The organism is Bacillus sp. NP247, assembly GCF_018966865.1.
Taxonomy (GTDB): Bacteria; Bacillota; Bacilli; order Bacillales; family Bacillaceae_G; genus Bacillus_A.
The window spans coordinates 1,951,506-1,972,476 of the sequence record NZ_CP076653.1; the positions used below are offsets into that span (position 1 = coordinate 1,951,506).

21 protein-coding genes and 1 other annotated feature are annotated in these 20,971 nt (G+C 37.1%); of the genes, 9 read left to right on the forward strand and 12 right to left on the reverse strand.

What is annotated here, in order from left to right:
• The first annotated feature begins 9 nt into the window (after positions 1–9).
• The 5 genes from KPL75_RS10300 (at position 10) to KPL75_RS10320 (ending at position 5,310) form a co-directional block, all read left to right on the forward strand.
• On the forward strand, positions 10–2,193 hold the full coding sequence (locus tag KPL75_RS10300) for a spore germination protein (RefSeq protein ID WP_219920587.1): 2,184 nt from the start codon (positions 10–12) through the stop codon (positions 2,191–2,193).
• 16 nt (positions 2,194–2,209) lie between these two features.
• Positions 2,210–3,304, forward strand: a complete 1,095-nt coding sequence (locus tag KPL75_RS10305) for a spore germination protein (RefSeq protein ID WP_219920588.1) — start codon at positions 2,210–2,212, stop codon at positions 3,302–3,304.
• Complete coding sequence (locus tag KPL75_RS10310; protein WP_219920589.1) at positions 3,280–4,359, forward strand: Ger(x)C family spore germination protein; 1,080 nt, start codon at positions 3,280–3,282, stop codon at positions 4,357–4,359. Before KPL75_RS10305 ends, KPL75_RS10310 begins: the two co-directional genes overlap by 25 nt.
• Positions 4,360–4,452: 93 nt before the next feature.
• The gene (locus KPL75_RS10315) at positions 4,453–4,638 is read left to right on the forward strand and encodes a hypothetical protein (protein WP_002089083.1); all 186 of its coding nucleotides are present in this window, start codon (positions 4,453–4,455) and stop codon (positions 4,636–4,638) included.
• Between the two features lie 249 nt (positions 4,639–4,887).
• Positions 4,888–5,310 carry a pyrophosphohydrolase domain-containing protein gene (locus KPL75_RS10320; RefSeq protein ID WP_002034433.1) on the forward strand — a complete coding sequence of 141 codons (423 nt, stop codon included), beginning with the start codon at positions 4,888–4,890 and terminating at the stop codon, positions 5,308–5,310.
• Between the two features lie 44 nt (positions 5,311–5,354).
• Here the strand turns inward: KPL75_RS10320 and KPL75_RS27675 are convergent, their stop codons facing one another.
• Positions 5,355–6,431, reverse strand: a complete 1,077-nt coding sequence (locus KPL75_RS27675; protein WP_309137451.1) for a VrrB protein — start codon at positions 6,429–6,431, stop codon at positions 5,355–5,357.
• Between the two features lie 159 nt (positions 6,432–6,590).
• Between KPL75_RS27675 and KPL75_RS10330 the strand changes: the two genes are divergently transcribed.
• Positions 6,591–7,019 carry a GNAT family N-acetyltransferase gene (locus KPL75_RS10330; protein WP_219920591.1) on the forward strand — a complete coding sequence of 143 codons (429 nt, stop codon included), beginning with the start codon at positions 6,591–6,593 and terminating at the stop codon, positions 7,017–7,019.
• Between the two features lie 27 nt (positions 7,020–7,046).
• Here the strand turns inward: KPL75_RS10330 and leuS are convergent, their stop codons facing one another.
• From leuS to KPL75_RS10385, 11 genes are all read right to left on the reverse strand, one after another.
• Positions 7,047–9,455, reverse strand: a complete 2,409-nt coding sequence (leuS, locus tag KPL75_RS10335; RefSeq protein WP_219920592.1) for a leucine--tRNA ligase — start codon at positions 9,453–9,455, stop codon at positions 7,047–7,049.
• Positions 9,456–9,520: 65 nt separating this feature from the next.
• Positions 9,521–9,739 (reverse strand) — a binding site (T-box leader).
• 51 nt (positions 9,740–9,790) lie between these two features.
• The gene (locus KPL75_RS10340; RefSeq protein WP_219920593.1) at positions 9,791–10,984 is read right to left on the reverse strand and encodes an MDR family MFS transporter; all 1,194 of its coding nucleotides are present in this window, start codon (positions 10,982–10,984) and stop codon (positions 9,791–9,793) included.
• Positions 10,985–11,172: 188 nt separating this feature from the next.
• Positions 11,173–12,396 carry a cation:proton antiporter gene (locus tag KPL75_RS10345; protein ID WP_219920594.1) on the reverse strand — a complete coding sequence of 408 codons (1,224 nt, stop codon included), beginning with the start codon at positions 12,394–12,396 and terminating at the stop codon, positions 11,173–11,175.
• A gap of 3 nt (positions 12,397–12,399) precedes the next feature.
• Positions 12,400–12,897, reverse strand: a complete 498-nt coding sequence (locus KPL75_RS10350; protein ID WP_002067641.1) for a cation:proton antiporter regulatory subunit — start codon at positions 12,895–12,897, stop codon at positions 12,400–12,402.
• 40 nt (positions 12,898–12,937) lie between these two features.
• On the reverse strand, positions 12,938–13,504 hold the full coding sequence (locus KPL75_RS10355; protein ID WP_219920595.1) for a tyrosine-type recombinase/integrase: 567 nt from the start codon (positions 13,502–13,504) through the stop codon (positions 12,938–12,940).
• Between the two features lie 112 nt (positions 13,505–13,616).
• A complete protein-coding gene (locus tag KPL75_RS10360) occupies positions 13,617–13,805 on the reverse strand; it encodes a hypothetical protein (protein ID WP_219920596.1) in 189 nt (62 codons plus the stop codon).
• 158 nt (positions 13,806–13,963) lie between these two features.
• Positions 13,964–15,823: an FtsX-like permease family protein gene (locus KPL75_RS10365; protein ID WP_219920597.1), complete on the reverse strand. Its 1,860-nt coding sequence runs from the start codon at positions 15,821–15,823 to the stop codon at positions 13,964–13,966.
• Between the two features lie 16 nt (positions 15,824–15,839).
• The gene (locus KPL75_RS10370; RefSeq protein WP_105585974.1) at positions 15,840–16,601 is read right to left on the reverse strand and encodes an ABC transporter ATP-binding protein; all 762 of its coding nucleotides are present in this window, start codon (positions 16,599–16,601) and stop codon (positions 15,840–15,842) included.
• A 264-nt stretch (positions 16,602–16,865) separates the two neighbouring features.
• Positions 16,866–17,888, reverse strand: coding sequence for a DUF418 domain-containing protein (locus KPL75_RS10375; RefSeq protein WP_219920598.1), 1,023 nt, complete (start codon positions 17,886–17,888; stop codon positions 16,866–16,868).
• Between the two features lie 194 nt (positions 17,889–18,082).
• Positions 18,083–18,232 carry a hypothetical protein gene (locus KPL75_RS10380; protein WP_001129344.1) on the reverse strand — a complete coding sequence of 50 codons (150 nt, stop codon included), beginning with the start codon at positions 18,230–18,232 and terminating at the stop codon, positions 18,083–18,085.
• A 15-nt stretch (positions 18,233–18,247) separates the two neighbouring features.
• Positions 18,248–18,511 (reverse strand): YtzC family protein, encoded by a 264-nt coding sequence (locus KPL75_RS10385; RefSeq protein ID WP_219920599.1) that lies wholly within the window; start codon positions 18,509–18,511, stop codon positions 18,248–18,250.
• 111 nt (positions 18,512–18,622) lie between these two features.
• On the opposite strand from KPL75_RS10385, the gene KPL75_RS10390 reads away from it, so the two are divergent.
• The 3 genes from KPL75_RS10390 (at position 18,623) to KPL75_RS10400 (ending at position 20,925) form a co-directional block, all read left to right on the forward strand.
• Positions 18,623–19,582, forward strand: a complete 960-nt coding sequence (locus KPL75_RS10390; RefSeq protein ID WP_002034421.1) for a tRNA modification radical SAM protein MnmL/YtqA — start codon at positions 18,623–18,625, stop codon at positions 19,580–19,582.
• Positions 19,579–20,151, forward strand: a complete 573-nt coding sequence (locus tag KPL75_RS10395; RefSeq protein WP_219920600.1) for a tRNA 5-(aminomethyl)-2-thiouridylate-methyltransferase MnmM — start codon at positions 19,579–19,581, stop codon at positions 20,149–20,151. The genes KPL75_RS10390 and KPL75_RS10395 overlap by 4 nt, the downstream gene beginning before the upstream one ends.
• Before the next feature lie 99 nt (positions 20,152–20,250).
• Positions 20,251–20,925 carry an aspartate/glutamate racemase family protein gene (locus KPL75_RS10400; protein WP_219920601.1) on the forward strand — a complete coding sequence of 225 codons (675 nt, stop codon included), beginning with the start codon at positions 20,251–20,253 and terminating at the stop codon, positions 20,923–20,925.
• Positions 20,926–20,971: the final 46 nt, after the last annotated feature.

Genomic DNA, 20,971 nt, shown 5'->3' on the forward strand with positions numbered 1-20,971 from the left:
GGAATACATATGATTTGGAATTGGTTACGTAAGAAAAAAAACTCAAATACAGCAGATGCAAAAGAGACAAATGACTCGGAACAACAGCCTAACGAACAAGAGAACAATAACAAAAAGCAGACTAGAAGCATGAAACAGAGTAAATATGAGAATAACCAACAAAAAAATACGGAACAAACTGAGGAGCCTTCTAAGCAAGAGGATTCTTCTCAAAACAAACAACAAGATTCTAAGCAAGACGAACCTTCTCAAAACAAGCAGCAAGATTCTAAGCAAGACGAACCTTCTCAAAACAAGCAGCAAGATTCTAAGCAAGACGAACCTTCTCAAAACAAGCAGCAAGATTCTAAGCAAGACGAGCCTTCTCAAAACAAACAGCAAGATTCTAAGCAAGACGAGCCTTCTCAAAACAAACAGCAAGATTCTAAGCAAGACGAGCCTTCTCAAAACAAACAGCAAGATTCTAAGCAAGACGAACCTTCTCAAAACAAGCAGCAAGATTCTAAGCAAGACGAACCTTCTCAAAACAAGCAGCAAGATTCTAAGCAAGACGAGCCTTCTCAAAACAAACAACAAGATTCTAAGCAAGACGAGCCTTCTCAAAACAAACAGCAAGGTTCTAAGCAAGACGAGCCTTCTCAAAACAAGCAACAAGGTTCTAAGCAAGACAATTCTTCTCAAGATAAGCAGCAAAGCTCTGGAAGTAACAGCATTTATGACTTTAGTAAGCCAAAAAAGGACCGCATCCATTCTCTACAAGACTTAATAACGAAGCTAAAAAAGTCTAGTGATTTTATTAATTACCATACATCTGACGATGAAACGATGCCTTACTGGATTTCTTACTATCGCCCTTCACTTGATGGGGAGAAATTACAAAAATATTTAATGCCTACTCTTTTAGAACGACCATGCGCTTCACTAGAAGAGCTGAAAGAACATATTCCGATGAGTGGTATTACAATTACGAACGACTTACAAAAAATTGAGGACATGGTTTTAAAGGGACATGCGATTATTCAATTGAACCAACAAGATCAAAAATGTATGCTTGCAAACATTGCAATTGATAATTATCGTGCACCAACTCCTCCATTAAACGAATCAACCGTTATCGGGCCACAAGAAGGATTCGTAGAAGATATTGATACGAATATTAATTTAGTACGAAAACGCCTTCCTGTTTTAGATTTACACACAAAAGAAATGATTATCGGTGAGTTTTCAAAAACAAAAGTTATCATGATGTATTTAGACAACCTAGCTGAAAAAGATAATGTAGATTTTCTAGAGGAATCATTACGCGCTCTTGAATATGATCAAATTAATGATAGTGCTTATATACAAGAATTAATGGGTGAAAAGTCAATTTTCCCTCTCTATATAAATACAGAACGCACTGATAGAGTCACAAAAGCACTTATTGATGGGAAAATAGCTATTTTTGTTGATGGTTCTCCGAGTGTCCTATTAACACCTGTATCATATTTCGATTTTTTCATTTCGCCAGAAGACTATAACGTTTCTTGGCTGTACGCTACATTCTCAAGGATTTTAAGATTGATCGCTGTTCTATTCTCAATTTGTGCTACACCATTATACGTTGCAGTTTTAAATTATCATTATGAACTCATTCCAAGTGATTTACTTGAAACTTTGATTTTATCAAGGGCACAAGTACCGTTTCCCCCTTTAATTGAAGCACTCTTTTTAGAGCTTGCAATTGATTTATTAAGAGAAGCTGGGGCAAGGTTACCGATGAAAGTCGGACAAACACTCGGTATTGTAGGCGGTATCGTAATCGGGCAAGCGTCCGTGCAAGCTGGTTTAACGAGTAATATTTTATTAATTATCGTTGCCTTATCAGCGTTAGCTTCCTTTATTACGCCCATTTATAAAATGGGAAACGCCGTTCGTTTACTACGTTTCCCATTTCTCGCATTTGCAGAAATAGGTGGTCTATTTGGTATCTCTCTTGGATTTATCTTTTTATTTACCCATTTGTTTAGACTTACTTCTTTACGTAAGCCGTACGCTCTCTTTTATCCAACGAGACAACAATCCTTTAAAGATTCTTGGATTCGTTTTCCATTAACAATGATTGATACACGAGATGTTCAAGCAAGACCGCAACACGTAAAGAAAGCAACTAATGGAATTTCTACGAAACATACGTCAGATTTTGATGATTAAGAAATGAGGTGCATCGATGAGTAAAATTAAAGCAGAACACCAAATATCACCCGTCTTCGTTTTCTTTTTAGTTCACGGTGCACAATTCGGTGCCGGCGTCCTTGGGTTTGCCCGTATTATTGCTAAGGCTGCTGGATATGACGGTTGGATAGGAGTTCTCATCACAGGGATCATCATTCATATTCTCCTATGGATGATGTATTTCTTGTTAAAAGAAACAAATGGAAATTTAATTGATTTACAGCGACAAACGTTTGGAAAATGGCTAGGAAACGGCATTAATCTCATCTTTATAGCCTATTTTTTAACCGTCAGCATTTCTGTCATTCGAACATACGTTGAAATTATTCAAGTGTGGATGTTTCCTACCGCTTCAACTTGGATGTTAACACTCTTTTTATGCTTAGTTAGCTATTACATTATTTCTTCTGGATTTCGTGTAATTACTGGTATTTGCGTCATCTCTGTTGGTGGTACATTGGGATATTTATTTCTTAGCCTATTCGTTTTGAAATACTCACATTGGCCTAATTTACTACCTATTTTCACACATTCTTTTTCAGATATTTTAAAAGCCGCCCAGCTGTCAATCTACAGTATGACAGGGTTTGAGATTTATCTTATGATTTATCCATTTGTGAAAAATCCTAAGCAATCTCATAAATTCGCTCAATACGGAGCACTATTTTCAAACCTTCTATATTTATTTAGTACACTTTTAGCTTTTTCGTTTTTTAGTGAAAAACAATTATCAAAAACAATATGGTCACAACTTTCCATGACCCAAGTAATCCAACTTCCTTTCATAGAAAGGCTAGAGTACATTGCAATCTCAGCTTACGCTCTCGTTATTGTTACAAGCTTCATTCTTCCTTTATGGGCTGCGACAAGAGGAACACACGAAGTATTTCGTGTAAAACAAAGAGGTGTTTTAATTACTTTTTTGCTCATTACCCTCATTGTTTCAGAGCTTTTAACGAACAGACATGATATTAATAATTTTATTAGTAATGCATCAAAAGTTAGTTTTTGGCTTATTTACATATACATCCCAATTCTATTTATTATTGTGTGGGTGAAAAGAAAATGGAAAAAATCAAAAGAAAATTAATTCTTCTTTCTTGTATTAGCATCTTCAGTCTAACTGGTTGCTTACAAAAAAATATTATCGATGATGTCAACCTAATTCAAGGGACTGTTTTTGATACAGCAAAAGATAATAAAGTAAAAGTCACATTCGTTTGTCCTATACAGAAAAAAGGTAATAAAGTTCAAGTCTTTGAAGGAGTAGGAAACGCAGTAAAACAAGTAAAAGCAGACACATCTTTAGAGTCTTCTCAACCATTTGCCAGCGGACAAATGCGTGTTGCTCTATTTACTACAAGAATTGCTAAAAAAGGATTATCTACTTCCTTTGACACATTAATTCGAGATGTGAACATCGGGAACTCAATGTATGTCGGTCTATTAGAAGGAACTGGGATGGACTTACTAAAAGGTAAATATACAACATCATCTAACGTTGCCATTTATATAAAGAAAATGTTAGACCATAATATGCAAACAGGCCCTTTACCTACTGACAATCTACATCTAGGAGCCTATCGATATTATCGTGAAGGCCAAGATTCCTATTTACCAATTCTCAAAAAAGATAAAGATAAAATAAAAATTACTGGCATCGGCCTTTTAAAAGGAGATAAATATATTGGCAAAATTAATTATCATGATATGTTTGCCTTTAAAGGCTTATTGGAAAAACACCGATTAGATTCACATGAATTTAAAGCAAACTCTGGATACACAATCATTAATAACATTCGATCCGTCCCAACTTACCAAGTAAATATAGAAAACGGGAAACCATCATTTTTCATACACGTCAAACTAGAAGCGCGTATTCAAGAACTATCTAAACAGTTCAACTTAGACAATAAAAAGAATACACAAAAAATAGAAAAATCGGTTGAAAAACAATTAGATGCAACAGCTAACAAACTAATTAAACAGTTTAAATCTTTAAATGTGGATCCGCTCGGCCTTGGTGCAAGATATAAAGAACATTATCGCTCATTCAAATTAGAAGAGTGGCGAAAAATGTATAAAGATGTTCCAATTAAAGTGAAATACACTGTCAACATTACAAATTCTGGTGTAATTGAATGATAATGATTGAACTCCTCTCTCCAGCATGATACAACGGAGAGAGGAGTTTTTTATTACCAAATATAGATAGAAAAGATATTCACGGGGGAGCTTATGTCTAAAAAATTAGTAAAACCTATTTTAAATGGTATTTTATTTCTCGGCGTCTTTTTATTTGCTCATACATACTTAAAAAATGTTTCTTTCACACGTTATTTACTTGTAGTTATACCAATGCTACTCATCGGAATATTTGGCATCGATCTTATTTTATCCGTTTTAATTAAGAAAGAAGAATAACGAGCGAACATCTTATTTCTCATAAGATGTTCTTTTTATTTAATAACTACCTTATGTTACAATAAAGTGAAACTTTAATCAGTGGGGATTTTGTCCATTCCCCACTGATTATTAGCCTTGACCAATCGGGCTTTTACGGGCAGTTATCTCCCACCTCGCTTCCTCGCATTTGCGACTTTTGAGGTGGGAGTCTTACTGCCCGTTAATGCGGGATAAAATTCGGCATAACGTAAGAAAGGATGAAACAACATGACAAACGAAAAAGGTTTAGATAAAGGATACGAACTTGTTGCAAAAATGCATGAAGAATTCGGACATCCTGTGACAAGTACTCCAACAAAACTAACAGAAGAGCGTGCAAAAATTCGTGCTAGCTTTATGCAAGAAGAGCTAGAAGAATTTCTAGAAGCCACAACTGTTGAAGATCAATATGATGCACTTATTGACCTTATTTACTTTGCATTCGGAACGTTTGCAGAAATGGGCGTACGTCCAGATAAAGGATTCGAAATTGTAAACAATGCTAACATGGCAAAACTATTCCCTGATGGAAAGCCTCGATTCCGCGAGGGCGACGGCAAAATTATGAAACCAGAAGGATGGCAAGCACCGGAACCACAACTTCGTGCGGAAATTGAACGCCAACGTCAAGAGGCGGAAAAAAACTGCTAGGATCTCCTAGCAGTTTTTTATTATGTCTTTTTTCCTTTGGCCTATTAATGACCCACGTGTCCCGCGTGTCCAGCTGCTCCTGCAGTACCAGCTGCTGCTCCTGCTGCCGTTCCTGCTCCAATTCCACCTGCCCAAGGCTGTTGTTGCTGCTGATACTGTTGGTATTGTTGTTGACCTTGATGTTGTTGTTGACCTTGATGTTGGTGTTGGCCTTGGTGATGGTGTTGACCTTGGTGATGGTGTTGACCTTGGTGATGATGTTGACCCTGGTGATGATGTTGACCCTGGTGATGATGTTGGCCTTGGTGATGGTGTTGACCTTGATGAGTTTGATAAAGGACAGCCTGCGGGTGAATTTGATGATGACCTTGGTGATGTACTTGTTGCTGATGGTGGCCTTGGTGATGATGTTGACCGTGGTGGTGCTGTTGACCGTGGTGATGATGTTGACCGTGGTGATGATGTTGACCGTGGTGATGATGTTGACCGTGGTGACCATGATGAGTTTGATGAGTTTGATAAAGAACAGCCTGCGGATGAATTTGGTGGTGGCCTTGGTGATGTACTTGTTGTTGATGACCATGGTGCTGTTGATGATGGCCATGATGTTGATGATGACCGTGGTGCATATGATGACCGTGATGCTGTTGATGGCCATGATGTTGATGATGACCGTGGTGCACATGATGACCGTGAACACCTTGAGGAACGCCGCCGACACCAGCTACAACACCGACGCCAGTTGTTACAGGAAATCCTGTTTGTACGCCTCCCACAACAGATGGAAATGTAGTTGGCATACCTACAGGTACTCCTCCTTGTGCTCCTCCTACGAAAGATGGAAATGTAGTTGGCATGCCTACAGGCACTCCTCCTTGTGCTCCTCCTACCAATGTCGGAATTCCTGTCTGTGCTCCAGCCACTGACGTCGGAAATCCTCCAGCTGCTCCTCCCATCCAACTTGGGATTCCACCATATCCGTGTTGACCATCTCCTCCCATCCAACTTGGGATTCCGCCATATCCGTGTTGACCATCTCCGCCCATGAACATCATTTGTCCATAACTATCCGATCCACCTCCGAAGAAACTATGTGGTGCATTATTGTCCATCCCTTTCATTCCTTTCACCTCTTCTGCTCAATTTAACCTACCTTTTTTATCATATTTCCTATAGAAGAATAGGTGTTTGTCTATATGGGAATTCCGCACCTTTTTCTTCGTTCTTCATTCATGATAAACTAAATTAACTGATTATTTTTTTCAAAGGAGGCGTTTTCGTTGGAGAACGTAGCAAAAGCTTCAATTGATGATTTAGATTCAATCTTACATATAGATGTCGCTGTAATCGGAGACGATAGTAGACGAAATTATATTAAACATGCTATCGATGAAGGAAACTGCATAATTGCAAAAGAGGACAATTCCATTTCTGGTTTTCTAACATACGATACAAATTTCTTTGGTTCTACTTTCCTCTCATTAATCATTGTTTCGCCAACGAAAAGAAGACAAGGTCATGCAAGCTCATTAATCTCATATATGTTAAGGCATTTTCCTACTCAAAAAATATTTTCTTCAACGAACGAATCGAATACAAATATGCAAAAAGTTTTTAAAGCGAATGGATTTATGCGTAGTGGAATGATCGAAAACTTAGATGAAGGTGATCCTGAGATTATTTTTCACATAAAAAAGCTCAGAGCATAAACGCTCTGAGCTTTTATTAATAATTAATTAGTTTGCAACAACGTTAACAAGTTTACCAGGAACGACAATTACTTTACGAACTGTTTTTCCTTCAATTTGTTCTTTGATTTCCTCAAGTGCAAGTTGTTCCATTTCTTCTTTTGATGCGTCTTTACTCATTGTTAATTTTGCACGAACTTTGCCCATGATTTGAACAACGATTTCAACTTCATCTTCTACAAGTTTAGACTCATCAAATGTTGGCCAGCTTGCATATGTGATTGTTTCATTGTATCCAAGCTTGCTCCAAAGTTCTTCCCCGATATGAGGTGCAACTGGTGCAATCATTTTCACGAAACCTTCTACATATTCTTTCGGAAGTGTCTCAGCTTTGTATGCATCGTTGATGAATACCATCATTTGAGAAATCGCTGTGTTGAAGCGAAGCTCTGCATAGTCTTCTGTTACTTTCTTCACTGTTTGGTGGTAAGCTTTTTCAAGCTCTTTATTTGGTGCATCAGTGATTTTCTCACTTAATTCACCATTATCTTGAATGAATAGGCGCCATACACGGTCTAGGAAACGACGAGCTCCGTCAAGACCATTTTCAGACCAAGCGATTGAAGCATCTAATGGTCCCATGAACATTTCGTATAGACGAAGTGTATCTGCACCGTGGCTTGCTACAATATCATCAGGATTTACAACGTTACCTTTTGATTTACTCATTTTCTCGTTATTTTCACCTAAGATCATACCTTGGTTGAACAATTGTTGGAACGGTTCTTTCGTTGGAACTACACCGATATCATATAATACTTTATGCCAGAAACGAGCATACAGTAAGTGAAGTACAGCGTGCTCTGCTCCGCCGATATAAATATCAACTGGAAGCCATTGTTTTACTTTTTCAGGATCTACAAGTGCTTCGTTATTGTTTGGATCGATGTAGCGTAGGTAGTACCAGCAACTACCAGCCCATTGTGGCATTGTATTTGTTTCACGACGACCTTTTTTACCAGTTTCAGGATCAACAACATTTACCCACTCTTCAATATTTGCAAGTGGTGATTCACCTGTACCTGAAGGACGGATGTTTTCTGTTTTCGGAAGAACTAATGGTAATTCTTCTTCTTTCACAGCTGTCATTGTGCCATCTTCCCAATGGATTACTGGAATTGGCTCACCCCAGTAACGTTGACGGCTAAATAACCAGTCACGTAGACGGTACGTTACTTTTTGATTTCCTGCACTTGTTACTTCAAGCCATTCAATCATTTTCACAATTGCTTCTTCTTTATTTAATCCATCAAGGAATGCTGAGTTTACGTGTGCACCATCACCTGTGTACACTTCTTTCGTAATGTCTCCGCCTTTTACAACTTCCTTCATTGGAAGATTGAATACTGATGCGAATTCATAGTCACGCTCATCGTGAGCTGGAACTGCCATTACAGCACCTGTTCCATAAGTTGCAAGAACATAATCAGCGATCCAGATTGGTAATTTCTCACCATTTACTGGGTTAACTGCGTAAGCACCAGTGAATACACCAGTTTTCTCTTTCGCAAGTTCTGTACGCTCTAGATCACTCTTCATTTTTACAGAATTAATGTAAGCTTCTACAGCTTCTTTTTGTTCTGCAGTTGTAATTTCAGCAACAAGCGCATGCTCTGGAGCAAGTACACAGTATGTTGCACCAAATAGTGTATCAGGACGCGTTGTGAAAACTGTGAATTTCTCATCTGTACCATCGATGTTGAAGTGTACTTCTGCACCTTCAGAACGACCGATCCAGTTACGTTGCATGTCTTTTAAGCTTTCTGGCCAATCAAGCTCATCTAGATCTTCTAATAGACGATCTCCGTAAGCTGTAATTTTTAACATCCACTGTCTCATCGGACGACGCTCAACTGGATGTCCACCACGCTCACTCTTACCGTCAATTATTTCTTCATTCGCAAGTACTGTACCAAGTGCTGGGCACCAGTTTACAGGTACTTCATCAACGTAAGCTAAACCTTTTTCAAATAGTTTTAGGAAGATCCATTGTGTCCACTTGTAGTAGGTTGGATCTGTTGTATTTACTTCACGATCCCAATCGTAAGAGAAACCTAATGCTTTAATTTGATTACGGAACGTATTAATATTAAGCTCTGTAAATTCTGCTGGGCTGTTTCCAGTATCAAGTGCATATTGCTCTGCTGGAAGACCGAATGCATCCCATCCCATTGGATGAAGAACGTTATACCCTTGCATACGCTTCATACGAGATAAAATATCTGTCGCTGTATATCCTTCTGGATGCCCTACGTGTAAGCCTGCACCTGATGGATATGGGAACATATCTAGTGCATAAAATTTTGGTTTTTCCGTCTCATCTGGCGTACGGAATGTTTTATTCTCCTCCCAATGACCTTGCCACTTCTTCTCAATTTCTTGATGATTAAAGCTCATGAGATACCCTCCTTGAAATTCCATTTATTTTCACCGCCCAAAATACAAAAAACCTCTCATCCCTAGAAAGGGACGAGAGGTTATAGATTCCCGCGGTACCACCCTAAATTAATGTAATAAATACATTCGCTTAGATCCGTAACGTGGATTAACGGCAATTGCTACTAATGATTTCACAACTGCAACTCAAAGGCGAGTTCATAACGAAACGTGGATTGACTTGCACCGACCGTCAACTCTCTAAACCAGCTTCTATTACTACTACTCCTTCTCACTGTTATTACAAATATGAGTTAATTAAATATATTCTAAAACATGTTGCATGTTCCGTCAAACTAAACTGCAATTTTTTCTTCAACTGTTTCTTCTACTTTTACTCGTCTATCATAAATACTCGTTGCAATAAGTGCTACTACAAGCATTACCATGATCGCAATAAACAATACTTCCATATTGTATAAGTCAACAATCGCTCCGCCAACGACCGGTCCGAACATTTTCCCTACAGTCGCTGCGCTATTTACAACGCCTTGATAAAATCCTAACTTATCTTTCGGCGCAAGTATATTTGCAATGGTCGGAATTGCCGGCCATACGAATAATTCACCAATTGTTAATGTCACCATCGCAACGAGAAACATCGTAAATTGCTGCGCTTGACTTAAAACAATAAACGACGCCGCAAAAATGATAATTCCAATCATAATTTGTTGCTTTAAAGAACGCTTCATCCAGCGAATTAGCATACTAACGAGCGGCTGCGCACAAACAATCATCGCTCCGTTTATCGTCCATAATAAACTATAGTGACGAAGGCTAATATTTAATTCTTGCATATGCGTTGCAATTGCACCTTGCCACTGTACGTATGTAACCCAGCATAAAGCATATGCTACACACACAATAAGAAGTGCTTTGAATCCAGGTGTAAGCGTCCACCCTTTTTTCGTTTCGATTTCCTTTTGCACTCCTGACTCTTTTTTATCTTCCATACCACGGAATCCAATAAAAGCAATTAAGAAGAAAACAAAGTATAAAATAAAGTTCGCTAAGAAAATATAATCAAAACGATACGATGCAACTAAACCACCACATGCCGTTCCAATTGCAATACCGACGTTTTGTCCAACATACATCGCATTAAACGCTCGTCTTCCGCCTTCTGGCCAAACCGTACCAACCATCGCATACATCGATGGGAAGACCATTCCAGAACCGAAGCCGATTAATGCTAGCCACACAACATATAACGGCCATCCGTGGAAGAACACAAGACCTAAAATTGATACGAGTGTAATGACAATCCCTACTAAAATTGATTTATAACCGCCCCATTTATCAAATAAAACACCGCCGAGCAAGTTTCCGATTACACCAGTAAGCGAGTTGATCATTAATACCATTCCGGCTACTGATAAAGATTTCCCTAAACTATCATGTAAGTAAATTGTATTAAAAGGCCATAAAAAAGAAGCACCCGTGACATTAATAATCATCCCAGCTACTAATAGCCATACTTTCCTTGGCATAGTCTCCCCTCCTATTCTCTTTTTTTCGTTCATATATATAACAGTAAAATTGTAGTCGTTTTTAAATAGGAAGGCAACTGATTAATAGTTGATGAAATTCAGATAATAGCACAAATACGATTAGAATTTATTCTAATCCTATTTGTAACATTTTAATCTATAAATAATGGAATCGTTCCCTTATAGAGTTACCCGACTTCCTTTTTACTTTTTGCACGTTCTTTAGCACTCCATTTAAATATTTTGTCTAGTAAGGAATATATTCTCCCAGACTCCTTCGTTAATAAAGGACCTAACGATGCCAATATTAAAACGTATAGAGCTGAGAATGGTTTAATCGTTGCCATTAAGCCGCCCGCAATTCCAATATTCGCGACAATAATGGAGAATTCACCTCGTGATACAAGCGTTAATCCGATATTCGTAGATGCCTTATGTGATAACCCTGCTTTACGTCCCGCAGCCATTCCAGCGATAAAATTACCGATGAGAGTAATGAAAACTGCTCCTAATGCCAACCATACTGCTCCTCCAAGCGAAAACGGATCTATACTTAAACCGAAGCTGAAGAAAAATATAGCTCCAAAGAAATCACGAAACGGGACGACGAGATGCTCGATTCGATCACTATGCTCTGTTTCTGAAAAGACGAGTCCTAACAATAAAGCCCCAATCGCCTCAGCAACATGAATCGTTTCTGAAAAACCAGCCACAAAGAATAAAATAGCGAATATCACGATAATAAAAATTTCATTAGACGAAATATCTAATACTTTATTTAGGAACGGCGTAGCTTTTCGAGCGATTATAAAGAATAGTAACATATACCCTACTGCGATTAAAACAGATGTAAGAGCACCTACAAATGACGTTGCACCTCCGAGTACTAATCCTGAAACAACTGACAAATATACAGCTAAAAAGATATCATCAAACATAATGATTCCTAAAATTAGCTCAGTCTCTTTATTACCAGATCTTCTTAAATCAACAATTACTTTTGCAACAATTGCACTCGAGGAAATTGTTATGATCCCTGCAATAATTAATGTTTCTAATAAGGGGAAACCCATTATATATCCATAAAGCAAACCTAATATGAAATTAAGCGATATATGAACACTTCCCCCAAAAGCAATCGACTTTCCTGATTTAATTAATTTCTTTATTGAGAATTCTAAACCTAAATAGAATAGGAGGAATATGACGCCAACACGGCCGAGGAAGGAAATAACTTCTCCGCTTTCAATAAACCTTAAATCGATAAGCCCTAAATCTGGGGCATGAGGCCCCACTAGCATACCGAGTATAATGAGAAACGGAATAATCGAGAACTTTAACTTTGCAGCGAGGATTGCTGCAAAAGCTACTAATACTAACGCAGTTCCAACTTCAAAGACTAAAGTATCCATCGGTTATGAGTCACCTCCCGCTGAAAGCAACTCATTAATAATTCTCTTCACTTCATGTCTTTCACCCGATAATACGAGCATATCGCCAGCTTCAATGATAGAATCTGGACCTGGATTGAAAAATTTCTTCATATTCTTTTTCAAAATAGCAATGATTGTTACGTTATATGTTTTTCTAACACTTAAACTACCAATTGTTTTCTGAACCACTGGTGCGTTATTTTCTATTTTAAACCACTCAATTGATAATCCTTCAAAAGCCATCTCAATCGTGTCTAACGCTTGTGGCCTATAGACCATCCCGCCTAATATAGCCGCAATTTGCCTCGCTTCAGAATCGCGAAGAGAAATGCTTGAAATACTCTCATCATGATCGGCATCAAAATGATACATTTCCCTTCTTCCATCATCGTGAATAACAATAACCATTTTTTCATTACCTTTTGTTATCACTTCAAATTTACATCCAATGCCTGGTAGTTCACTCTCTCTAATGTTCATATTCCCGCCTCCTAATTTTTTTAGTTACGGCTCTTTCCTTTTACAAATCTACATCAATCTCTGTTTTAAACTTTTCATCTTTTGATATCCCTAAATACTTGAGCGTTTCTGATGGGGTCGCGTGATGAAAATGTTTTTGCAACAGCGCAATCGCTATTCCTCTTTTGTACGCGTGAAACCCAAATGTTTTTCTCATTGAGTTCGTTCCAATCTTTCCAAGAATTCCAACTGCTTCCGCAGCGTTATGAATCACACGATAAGCTTGTTGACGCGTAATTGAATTTGTCGTTTTATTAGATTGAAATACGTAGTTTTCTCTTTTAACGTCAATAGATTGTACGTACTCTAAAAGCGCTTCTTTTATTTTTGTATTTAAATAAATATCTTGTTTAAACTTTTCATCTTTCACAGGAAGAGAATAAAACTCTTTAACGGTTCCATCTTCATTTAATACATCTTCAAATTTAATACTCAGTAGTTCAGTAATTTTTAAACCTGTGTTAATTCCAATAACAAATAAAAGATAATCTCGCTGTGAATGCTCTTTTAAATATTTTTTCATAGCCTCAATTTGGCTTATATTTTTTAATGCCTCTACAACTTCCATACATGTATTCTCCTCATCTTATGAACGGTAATTTTCTCATCATGTTGTCCATTTTACCTTATCATGCTATGGGAATTCCATGTATTATCCATTTCCTTTTAAATTTTTTACGCTATACAATTGGAGCGATATACTTTAATGCACCTAAAAATTCTGGATATTTATGATTTGGAAACTTACTATTGTAAAAATACGTTGCGGTTAGAAAAATAACGAGGGATAAAAATGAAAATAGTAAAACTTCTTTGGACCTTAGCGCTATACCTATAACTTCAAATAAAGATCCATCTTCTTTCTTCAAGTTAGATTCCTCCTTTCAGTTCCTGCTACTTTATACATTTAGTTTATGTTACTTAATTATATTCTATAACATAATTAAGTAACATATCAACGTTTTTTTATTATTTTTTTCTGAAAATAACAAAAATACCGAGCGCCCTATGCTCGGTATTTTTGTTATTAGTCCTCTTTTGGAAGAACAATTCCTTTATATAATTGAACTGTAATGAAGTAGTAAATCGCATAAATGACTACGAAAATTACAATCGGTACCCAAATACGGAAATACGGATCAACTAAAATGAAACCGAAAATATTCATACCAACTAATACGTGAGCAATACCCACAATTGCCGGGAATAGGAATACTAAGAATAACTCTTTATAAATAGATTTTGTTAATAATTCACGGCGCACACCGATTTTACGAAGCATTTGATAACGCGTAATATCTTTTGATGCACCAGACAGAATTTTAAACATTAAGCAACTTGCCATCATCGCTAAGAAAGCAATTCCAAGGAAGAAGCCCATAAATACTGTTCCACTCGCAACGCCGTAAAACATATCATAAGATTGATATTTACTGTTCATTCTTTCAGCTGTTACATTTTTATATTTATCTAGTTGCAACTCGTCAAGTTTTTTCCATTCTTTTGTATATGTTAAGAAATCATCTGTTTTTCCGATAAATGCTATACCTTCTTTACCATTTATCCCATCGTACATTTTTTGATCTACAATTTTAATTGCATGATCTTCGTATATATAATATGGCTGGATTGTACTAAAAGCATCAACCCATTCTCCTGGAAGTTCTTTAGCTTTCGCATCTTTTTCATTCATTTCTCTAGAAACTGCACCTACTGGTAGTTCCTCTGAAACTTTTTTCGTATTTACTAAATCCTTCATCGATTCCATATTTGCCATATCTTTTACTAAAGGACGATTGTTCTCTAAATCTTCTTTTACATAGTAAACGTATTTATCGTCAACTTTGTAACGATATTCATTTTTCTCTTTAAATGGAATACCATCTAAAATTTTCTTTTCTTCAGCTGTAGGATTATGAACAACTGAATCATATATTACTAAACCATCGACCATTTTTATAACGTTATTTTTAAACGCCATACCACCTGAAATTGCACCAGCTCCAAGAGCAACTAACATTGCTACTGTCGCAAGCACTTTCGTTAAACTATTAATACGGAAGTTTAATTGTGCAAAAGTAAAAGCGTTAAGCCCTTTTTCGCTTCGTTTTTTATTACTTTTTAACTTTTTAATAATAACCGGAAGAAGCGATCCAAATAGCATGTAAGTACCAGCTGTTGTTGTAATTAATGCAATAAGGATTCCCATTTCTCTTAGTTTGTCCATATAAATCATTGATGCATAGCCAATGCCTAATAAAATAACCGCAAGGAATGCAACTAAACCTGTCATTTTTCCTTTTACTGCAACACGTTCTGTTTGTGCATCTGCATGTACAAGTTGTAATACAGAAATGCGTGATAACTTAATACTGTTCATAATTGCTGATAATACAAATAGTGCAAAGAAGAAGATGCAAGTAACAGTCATAGATGGCAGATAAAATGCTTTATAGCCTTCACCCGCAAATTCGAGTTGTTTCATTAATAACTGACCGATACCTTCTGCAAGTCCTACACCAACTGTAAGTCCAATCGCAAGAGACGCAGCACCTAATACGACTGTTTCAATAAACATAAGTAATGTAACTTTATGCTTTTTTGCTCCTAACATCATATACATACCAAACTCTTTTTGACGAAGAGATAATAAGAAAGAGTTCGCATATAAAATATAGAAGAAGGTTATTATTGCTAATAAAAATGAACCTGCTTGGAATACAAATCCGATAGACTTAATCACTGAATTAGATTCAATAAATGCTTTATTCAGCGCTAACGTTTGGAACATATAAAAAATTGAAATCGACATGACAAGACCGACAAGTAAGACGATATAATCTTTCAGCTTACTTTTTAGCCCTGACATGGAAAGTTTGAATAACATGCCAAAGTCTCCTTTCTTACGCTTTTTGTGTGCCTAAGTCTGCAAGCACATCTAAAATTTCTTTATAAAACTCTTCACGTGTACCACCGCGATGAATTTCTTTATATAGCTCACCATCTTGAATGAATAAAATACGCTGACAGTAACTTGCACTATATGGATCATGCGTAACCATCATAATAGATACGCCTTGTTCTTCATTTAAGTTTGTCATCGCATCAAGTAAACTTGCTGCATTTTTAGAATCAAGAGCTCCTGTTGGCTCGTCCCCTAAAATAATTGCAGGCTCATGCACAAGTGCACGCGCTGCTGCCGAACGCTGTTTCTGTCCTCCAGATACTTCAGTTGGATACTTTTGAAGTATTTCTGAAATTCCTAACATATCCGCTACTTTCTCTACTTTCGGACCAATATTACGTGATGGGACACCTTGAAGTGAAAGTGGAAGTGCAATGTTCTCATAAATAGATAAGTTCTCTAATAAGTTGAAGTCTTGGAAGATGAATCCTAACTTTTGTGAGCGGAAATCAGAAAGCTCACCTTGCTTCATTTTCGTAATATCCGTTCCTGCAATTTCAACAACGCCACCTGTCGCCTTATCAAGCGTTGAAATTACATTTAACAATGTCGTTTTACCAGAACCAGAAGGTCCCATAATGCCAACAAACTCACCCTCTTGAATTGAGAATGAAACACCTTTTAACGCGTGTGATTGGTTCTCACCTTTTTTACCGTACACTTTTTGAACGTTTTTCACGTCTACAACTGGTTTCGTCATATATATCCTCCTACACTTGTTTTTCCATTACCTATTTTGCGCCTTTTAGAGGTGAACTGCTATTTGTTAACATTACATTTACCTTACACTTTTGTAATATAAAAAAGGTGCGCTTGTAAGGTAAGCTTTTTCATTTTAAATAAATTCACTTCCTTCATTGATAAATGAAATTTTATCGGCTATGCGACAAGGAATATCGACTTACCGACAAAAGATGACAATAAAAAATGGGCTGTTCCGTTTATGGAACAGCCCTTTCTATCTTTATTTCTTTAAAGGTGTTACCGTCCAATACGTAATAACACGCCAAATCCATTCTAGTGGACCCATTTTAAAGATTTTCATCCAAATTACGCTAAACACAATTTGAATTGCGTAAATTGCAATACATACGTATAACGTCTGCATGTACGTTAAGTTTCCTGCAAAGTTAAATACACTTCCTGCAATTAAAATCATTGCAGTTTGTCCGATATAATTTGTTAAAGCCATACGACCGTAGTATTTCAGTGGCGCTAACAATATTTGAACTGATTTTAATTGAAGTAGTAAAATTAATGCTCCAACATAGAAAGCTGAAATGATTGGTCCAACTGTAACACCAATTTTTAAGAACTGCATTGCGGCATCAACTGTCCCATCCTCATTCTCAAGTATCATATTTATAAATGGCTCAGCAGGAACATGCCCATATTGATACCATACAGCTACCACACTTAAAACAAACATAACGCCTGTAAAAATAGCAACTTGTTTTATTTTCGTTGAAAGATTTTCAAATACACGATATTGTCCTGCAGCAAGACCTAATAAAATTAAACCTAGCGGTAAAAATTCTTTCGCAGCAAGTACACTAAAGGTAATTGTCAAAATAAGACCGATTACTAAGTTCACTTCTTTTTTCGCTTTATAAAACGGTAAAACGATTAACCCGTAAATTGCATATAGCGTTAACGCTTCTCCGGGTTGAAACATTTGATGAATGTAGCCAAAAATAAATAGCGCAACTACACGGCGTAAAAATAAAACATAGCCATTTTTCCCTTTTGCAATCGCTCTTGAAATAAAGATATAGAATCCTACTCCAAATAAGAAGGAAAAGATTGAGAAGAAACGACCTTCTACAAATAAGTATAGAAATCTTTGATAACTCGCATCCACTGTATTAGGATCTGGAATTTTAATATTAAGTAGTGCAAGAATATTTACTAAAATAATCCCCAGTAATGCGAAGCCACGAATGTAATCTAACTCATCAATTCGTTTGTTTGTAATATTGTTCCCCATAATGCAACTCCTTGTCCTAAATTAAATCCTCCCTTACTTTACTGGAAAAGTAAGCTTACAACTATCGACAAACCTTACAGAAATCTTACATTATTGTTATATAGTAAAATATAAAATCAGTGTGGAAGCAGTCCATCTCGCACTAATCGAACGTTTGCAGAGCAAAATAAAACCAGGTCATATTGCGACCTGGTTTACTCTGATTGCTTCGATTTTTGAGGTTGTCCTTTTTTACTATTACGCTGTTTCACTTGAACAACCGGATCAAGTTCATTTGAAAATTCAGCGTTATGTCCATTTTGTGTTTTTTGCTCTGGATTATTTTGATCTGAACGTTTCGCCATTACATTCACTCCTTATTAGTGCGGTGTAATAATCATTTGATGTTGCAGTTGGCGAATTGCCATACGTGCTCTATTTAACTGCTCACGTTGCTCATCATTCGCATGTTGTTGCATCGTTTGTAAATCATTATATGCTTGCTCTAATTGCAACTGCGCATCTGAATACTCCATCGTATTGTAATGCTCTTGTCTCGTGCCAAGGTCTAATTGTTCTTTCGCATATTCCACCGCTTGTTCCGCTTGTGTAATATACGATTCAAGTGATTGACGCTCTGCCATAATTGTCCCTCCTTGCTTCAATTCCCCTTTAGTGTGTCCCTTCCATATGAACCTTATGAGTATGTTATAATGGATTTTGTTTCATTTTGACTCGTCTTAGGAGGGAAAGTAATGAAGGTTCAAAACCCTTTTCCATATACAAACGACAATAAACGTTATCATACATGGAATTATCACTTACGAAATGAATTTGGTGAAAAAATCTTTAAAGTTTCATTAGATGCTGGCTTTGATTGCCCGAACCGTGACGGTACAGTTGCTTACGGCGGCTGCACGTTTTGTAGTGCTGCTGGATCTGGTGACTTCGCTGGCGATCGCCGCGATGATGTTATAACGCAATATCATGAAATGAAAGAAAAAATGCGCTCAAAGTGGAAAGATGGAAAATGTATCGCTTATTTCCAAGCATACACAAATACACACGCACCACTTGAAGTGTTAAAAGAAAAATTCGAACCGCTTCTAGCAGAAAAAGACGTTGTCGGTCTTTCTATCGCAACTCGTCCAGATTGCTTACCAGACGATGTTGTTGAATATTTAGCGGACTTAAATAAACGCACGTACCTTTGGGTTGAACTCGGACTACAAACTGTTCATGAACGTACTGCAAATCTTATTAATCGCGCTCACGATTATCCATCATATGTAGAAGGTGTAAATAAATTACGCAAGCACGGCATTAGAGTTTGCTCTCATATTATTAACGGTCTGCCCCTTGAAGATTACGACATGATGATGGAAACAACTCGTGAAGTTGCAAAACTTGACGTACAAGGAATTAAAATTCATTTACTTCATTTATTAAAAGGAACGCCAATGGTAAAGCAATATGAAAAAGGACAATTAGAATTCCTTTCTCTTGAAGATTACGTAAGTCTCGTTGTTGACCAACTTGAGATTATTCCAGAAGACGTAATTGTGCACCGCATCACAGGTGACGGTCCACCTGATTTAATGATCGGCCCAATGTGGAGCTTAAATAAATGGGAAGTATTAAATTCCATCGATGCAGAATTTGTACGCCGCGGAAGCTGGCAAGGAAAATATGCAAATGAGGAGAAACAAAAATGAAATTAGAACGTGTATTACCGTTTGCTCGCTCGCTTCTGCAAACGGCAGTTAAAGAAGGCGATTACGCTGTAGATGCAACACTCGGCAATGGACATGACACTTGCTTCCTAGCTGAAATCGTTGGAGATAATGGAAAAGTATTTGGATTTGATATTCAAAAAGAAGCAATTGAAAGTTCTACTATCCGCCTAAAAGAAAAAGACCTTTTCGAACGCACTATTTTAGTTCACGATAGTCACGATACACTTTTATCCGTATTACCAGAAGATGCAAGGGGAAAAGTAACAGGAGCCATCTTCAACTTAGGTTACCTTCCTGGCGGTGACAAACATATCGTCACAAAACCGAACTCAACAATCTCGGCTATCGAACAATTACTAGGCGTAATGGCACCAGAAGGTATCATCGTCCTTGTTATTTACCACGGACATCCAGAAGGACAAGTAGAACGCGACGCTGTGCTCAAATTTGCAGAAGAACTAGACCAAAAACAAGCTCACGTACTGCGATACGGCTTCATTAACCAACAAAATAACCCGCCATTTATTGTGGCGATTGAGAAACGATAATATATCGACAAAACATAACAAAAAAGACGTGCAACGGGTGTACGTCTTTTTCTTATCCTCCTATATAATGGATATATATTATGTAAAGGGGACTAAACAATGATCGGAATACTAGCAGGAATGGGACCAAAATCAACTGGGCCATTCGTCGATACAGTTGTAGCAGGGTGCCAACAAATATATGGAGCAAAGCATGATATGGACTTTCCTCATATGATGATTTACTCTTGCCCAACACCGTTTTACATGGATCGCCCTATTGATCACGAGGCGATGAAAAAAGCGATTATTGAAGGAGCACAAAAACTTGAAAGTACTGGTGTAGACTTTATCGCTATGCCTTGCAATACAGCGCATCTTTATTTCGAGGAATTACAGCGTTCTATTACCATTCCTATTTTGAATATAGTCGATGAGACGTTAAAAGCAATTCCTGAAAATACAAAAAGAGTCGCTATTATCGCAACAGAAGCGACTGTTCAAGCAGGTATTTATCAAGATGGGATTGCAAAACGTAATATAGAGTACGTTCATAATGAACAATGGCAAGAAATGATTAATCAAATTATTTCTTGTATTAAAGGCGGAGAAATTGAGGAAGCTCGCAAATTATGGAGTGTGCTCGTTTTACAGTTAAAAGACGAAGTAGATACCGCTATTATCGCATGTACCGATTTGAATGTGGTGGTGAGTGAGGACTTTGTTGATTCCGCTCAATGTCTTGCGAAAGCAGTTGTTAGGATGTATGCATCAAATATAAAAAGGTCTTCATAAACATAGAACACATCCCTTTTGAAATGTGTTTTGTGTTTGATAAAAA

What these genes read in the sequence shown, in the direction of transcription:
- KPL75_RS10300 (WP_219920587.1), top strand. Translation starts at nt 10, where the DNA reads ATGATTTGGAATTGGTTACGTAAGAAAAAAAACTCAAATACAGCAGAT.
- KPL75_RS10305 (WP_219920588.1), top strand. Translation starts at nt 2,210, where the DNA reads ATGAGTAAAATTAAAGCAGAACACCAAATATCACCCGTCTTCGTTTTC.
- KPL75_RS10310 (WP_219920589.1), top strand. Translation starts at nt 3,280, where the DNA reads ATGGAAAAAATCAAAAGAAAATTAATTCTTCTTTCTTGTATTAGCATC.
- KPL75_RS10315 (WP_002089083.1), top strand. Translation starts at nt 4,453, where the DNA reads ATGTCTAAAAAATTAGTAAAACCTATTTTAAATGGTATTTTATTTCTC.
- KPL75_RS10320 (WP_002034433.1), top strand. Translation starts at nt 4,888, where the DNA reads ATGACAAACGAAAAAGGTTTAGATAAAGGATACGAACTTGTTGCAAAA.
- KPL75_RS27675 (WP_309137451.1), bottom strand. Translation starts at nt 6,431, where the DNA reads ATGAAAGGGATGGACAATAATGCACCACATAGTTTCTTCGGAGGTGGA.
- leuS (WP_219920592.1), bottom strand. Translation starts at nt 9,455, where the DNA reads ATGAGCTTTAATCATCAAGAAATTGAGAAGAAGTGGCAAGGTCATTGG.
- KPL75_RS10340 (WP_219920593.1), bottom strand. Translation starts at nt 10,984, where the DNA reads ATGCCAAGGAAAGTATGGCTATTAGTAGCTGGGATGATTATTAATGTC.
- KPL75_RS10345 (WP_219920594.1), bottom strand. Translation starts at nt 12,396, where the DNA reads ATGGATACTTTAGTCTTTGAAGTTGGAACTGCGTTAGTATTAGTAGCT.
- KPL75_RS10350 (WP_002067641.1), bottom strand. Translation starts at nt 12,897, where the DNA reads ATGAACATTAGAGAGAGTGAACTACCAGGCATTGGATGTAAATTTGAA.
- KPL75_RS10355 (WP_219920595.1), bottom strand. Translation starts at nt 13,504, where the DNA reads ATGGAAGTTGTAGAGGCATTAAAAAATATAAGCCAAATTGAGGCTATG.
- KPL75_RS10365 (WP_219920597.1), bottom strand. Translation starts at nt 15,823, where the DNA reads ATGTTATTCAAACTTTCCATGTCAGGGCTAAAAAGTAAGCTGAAAGAT.
- KPL75_RS10370 (WP_105585974.1), bottom strand. Translation starts at nt 16,601, where the DNA reads ATGACGAAACCAGTTGTAGACGTGAAAAACGTTCAAAAAGTGTACGGT.
- KPL75_RS10375 (WP_219920598.1), bottom strand. Translation starts at nt 17,888, where the DNA reads ATGGGGAACAATATTACAAACAAACGAATTGATGAGTTAGATTACATT.
- KPL75_RS10380 (WP_001129344.1), bottom strand. Translation starts at nt 18,232, where the DNA reads ATGGCGAAACGTTCAGATCAAAATAATCCAGAGCAAAAAACACAAAAT.
- KPL75_RS10385 (WP_219920599.1), bottom strand. Translation starts at nt 18,511, where the DNA reads ATGGCAGAGCGTCAATCACTTGAATCGTATATTACACAAGCGGAACAA.
- KPL75_RS10390 (WP_002034421.1), top strand. Translation starts at nt 18,623, where the DNA reads ATGAAGGTTCAAAACCCTTTTCCATATACAAACGACAATAAACGTTAT.
- KPL75_RS10395 (WP_219920600.1), top strand. Translation starts at nt 19,579, where the DNA reads ATGAAATTAGAACGTGTATTACCGTTTGCTCGCTCGCTTCTGCAAACG.
- KPL75_RS10400 (WP_219920601.1), top strand. Translation starts at nt 20,251, where the DNA reads ATGATCGGAATACTAGCAGGAATGGGACCAAAATCAACTGGGCCATTC.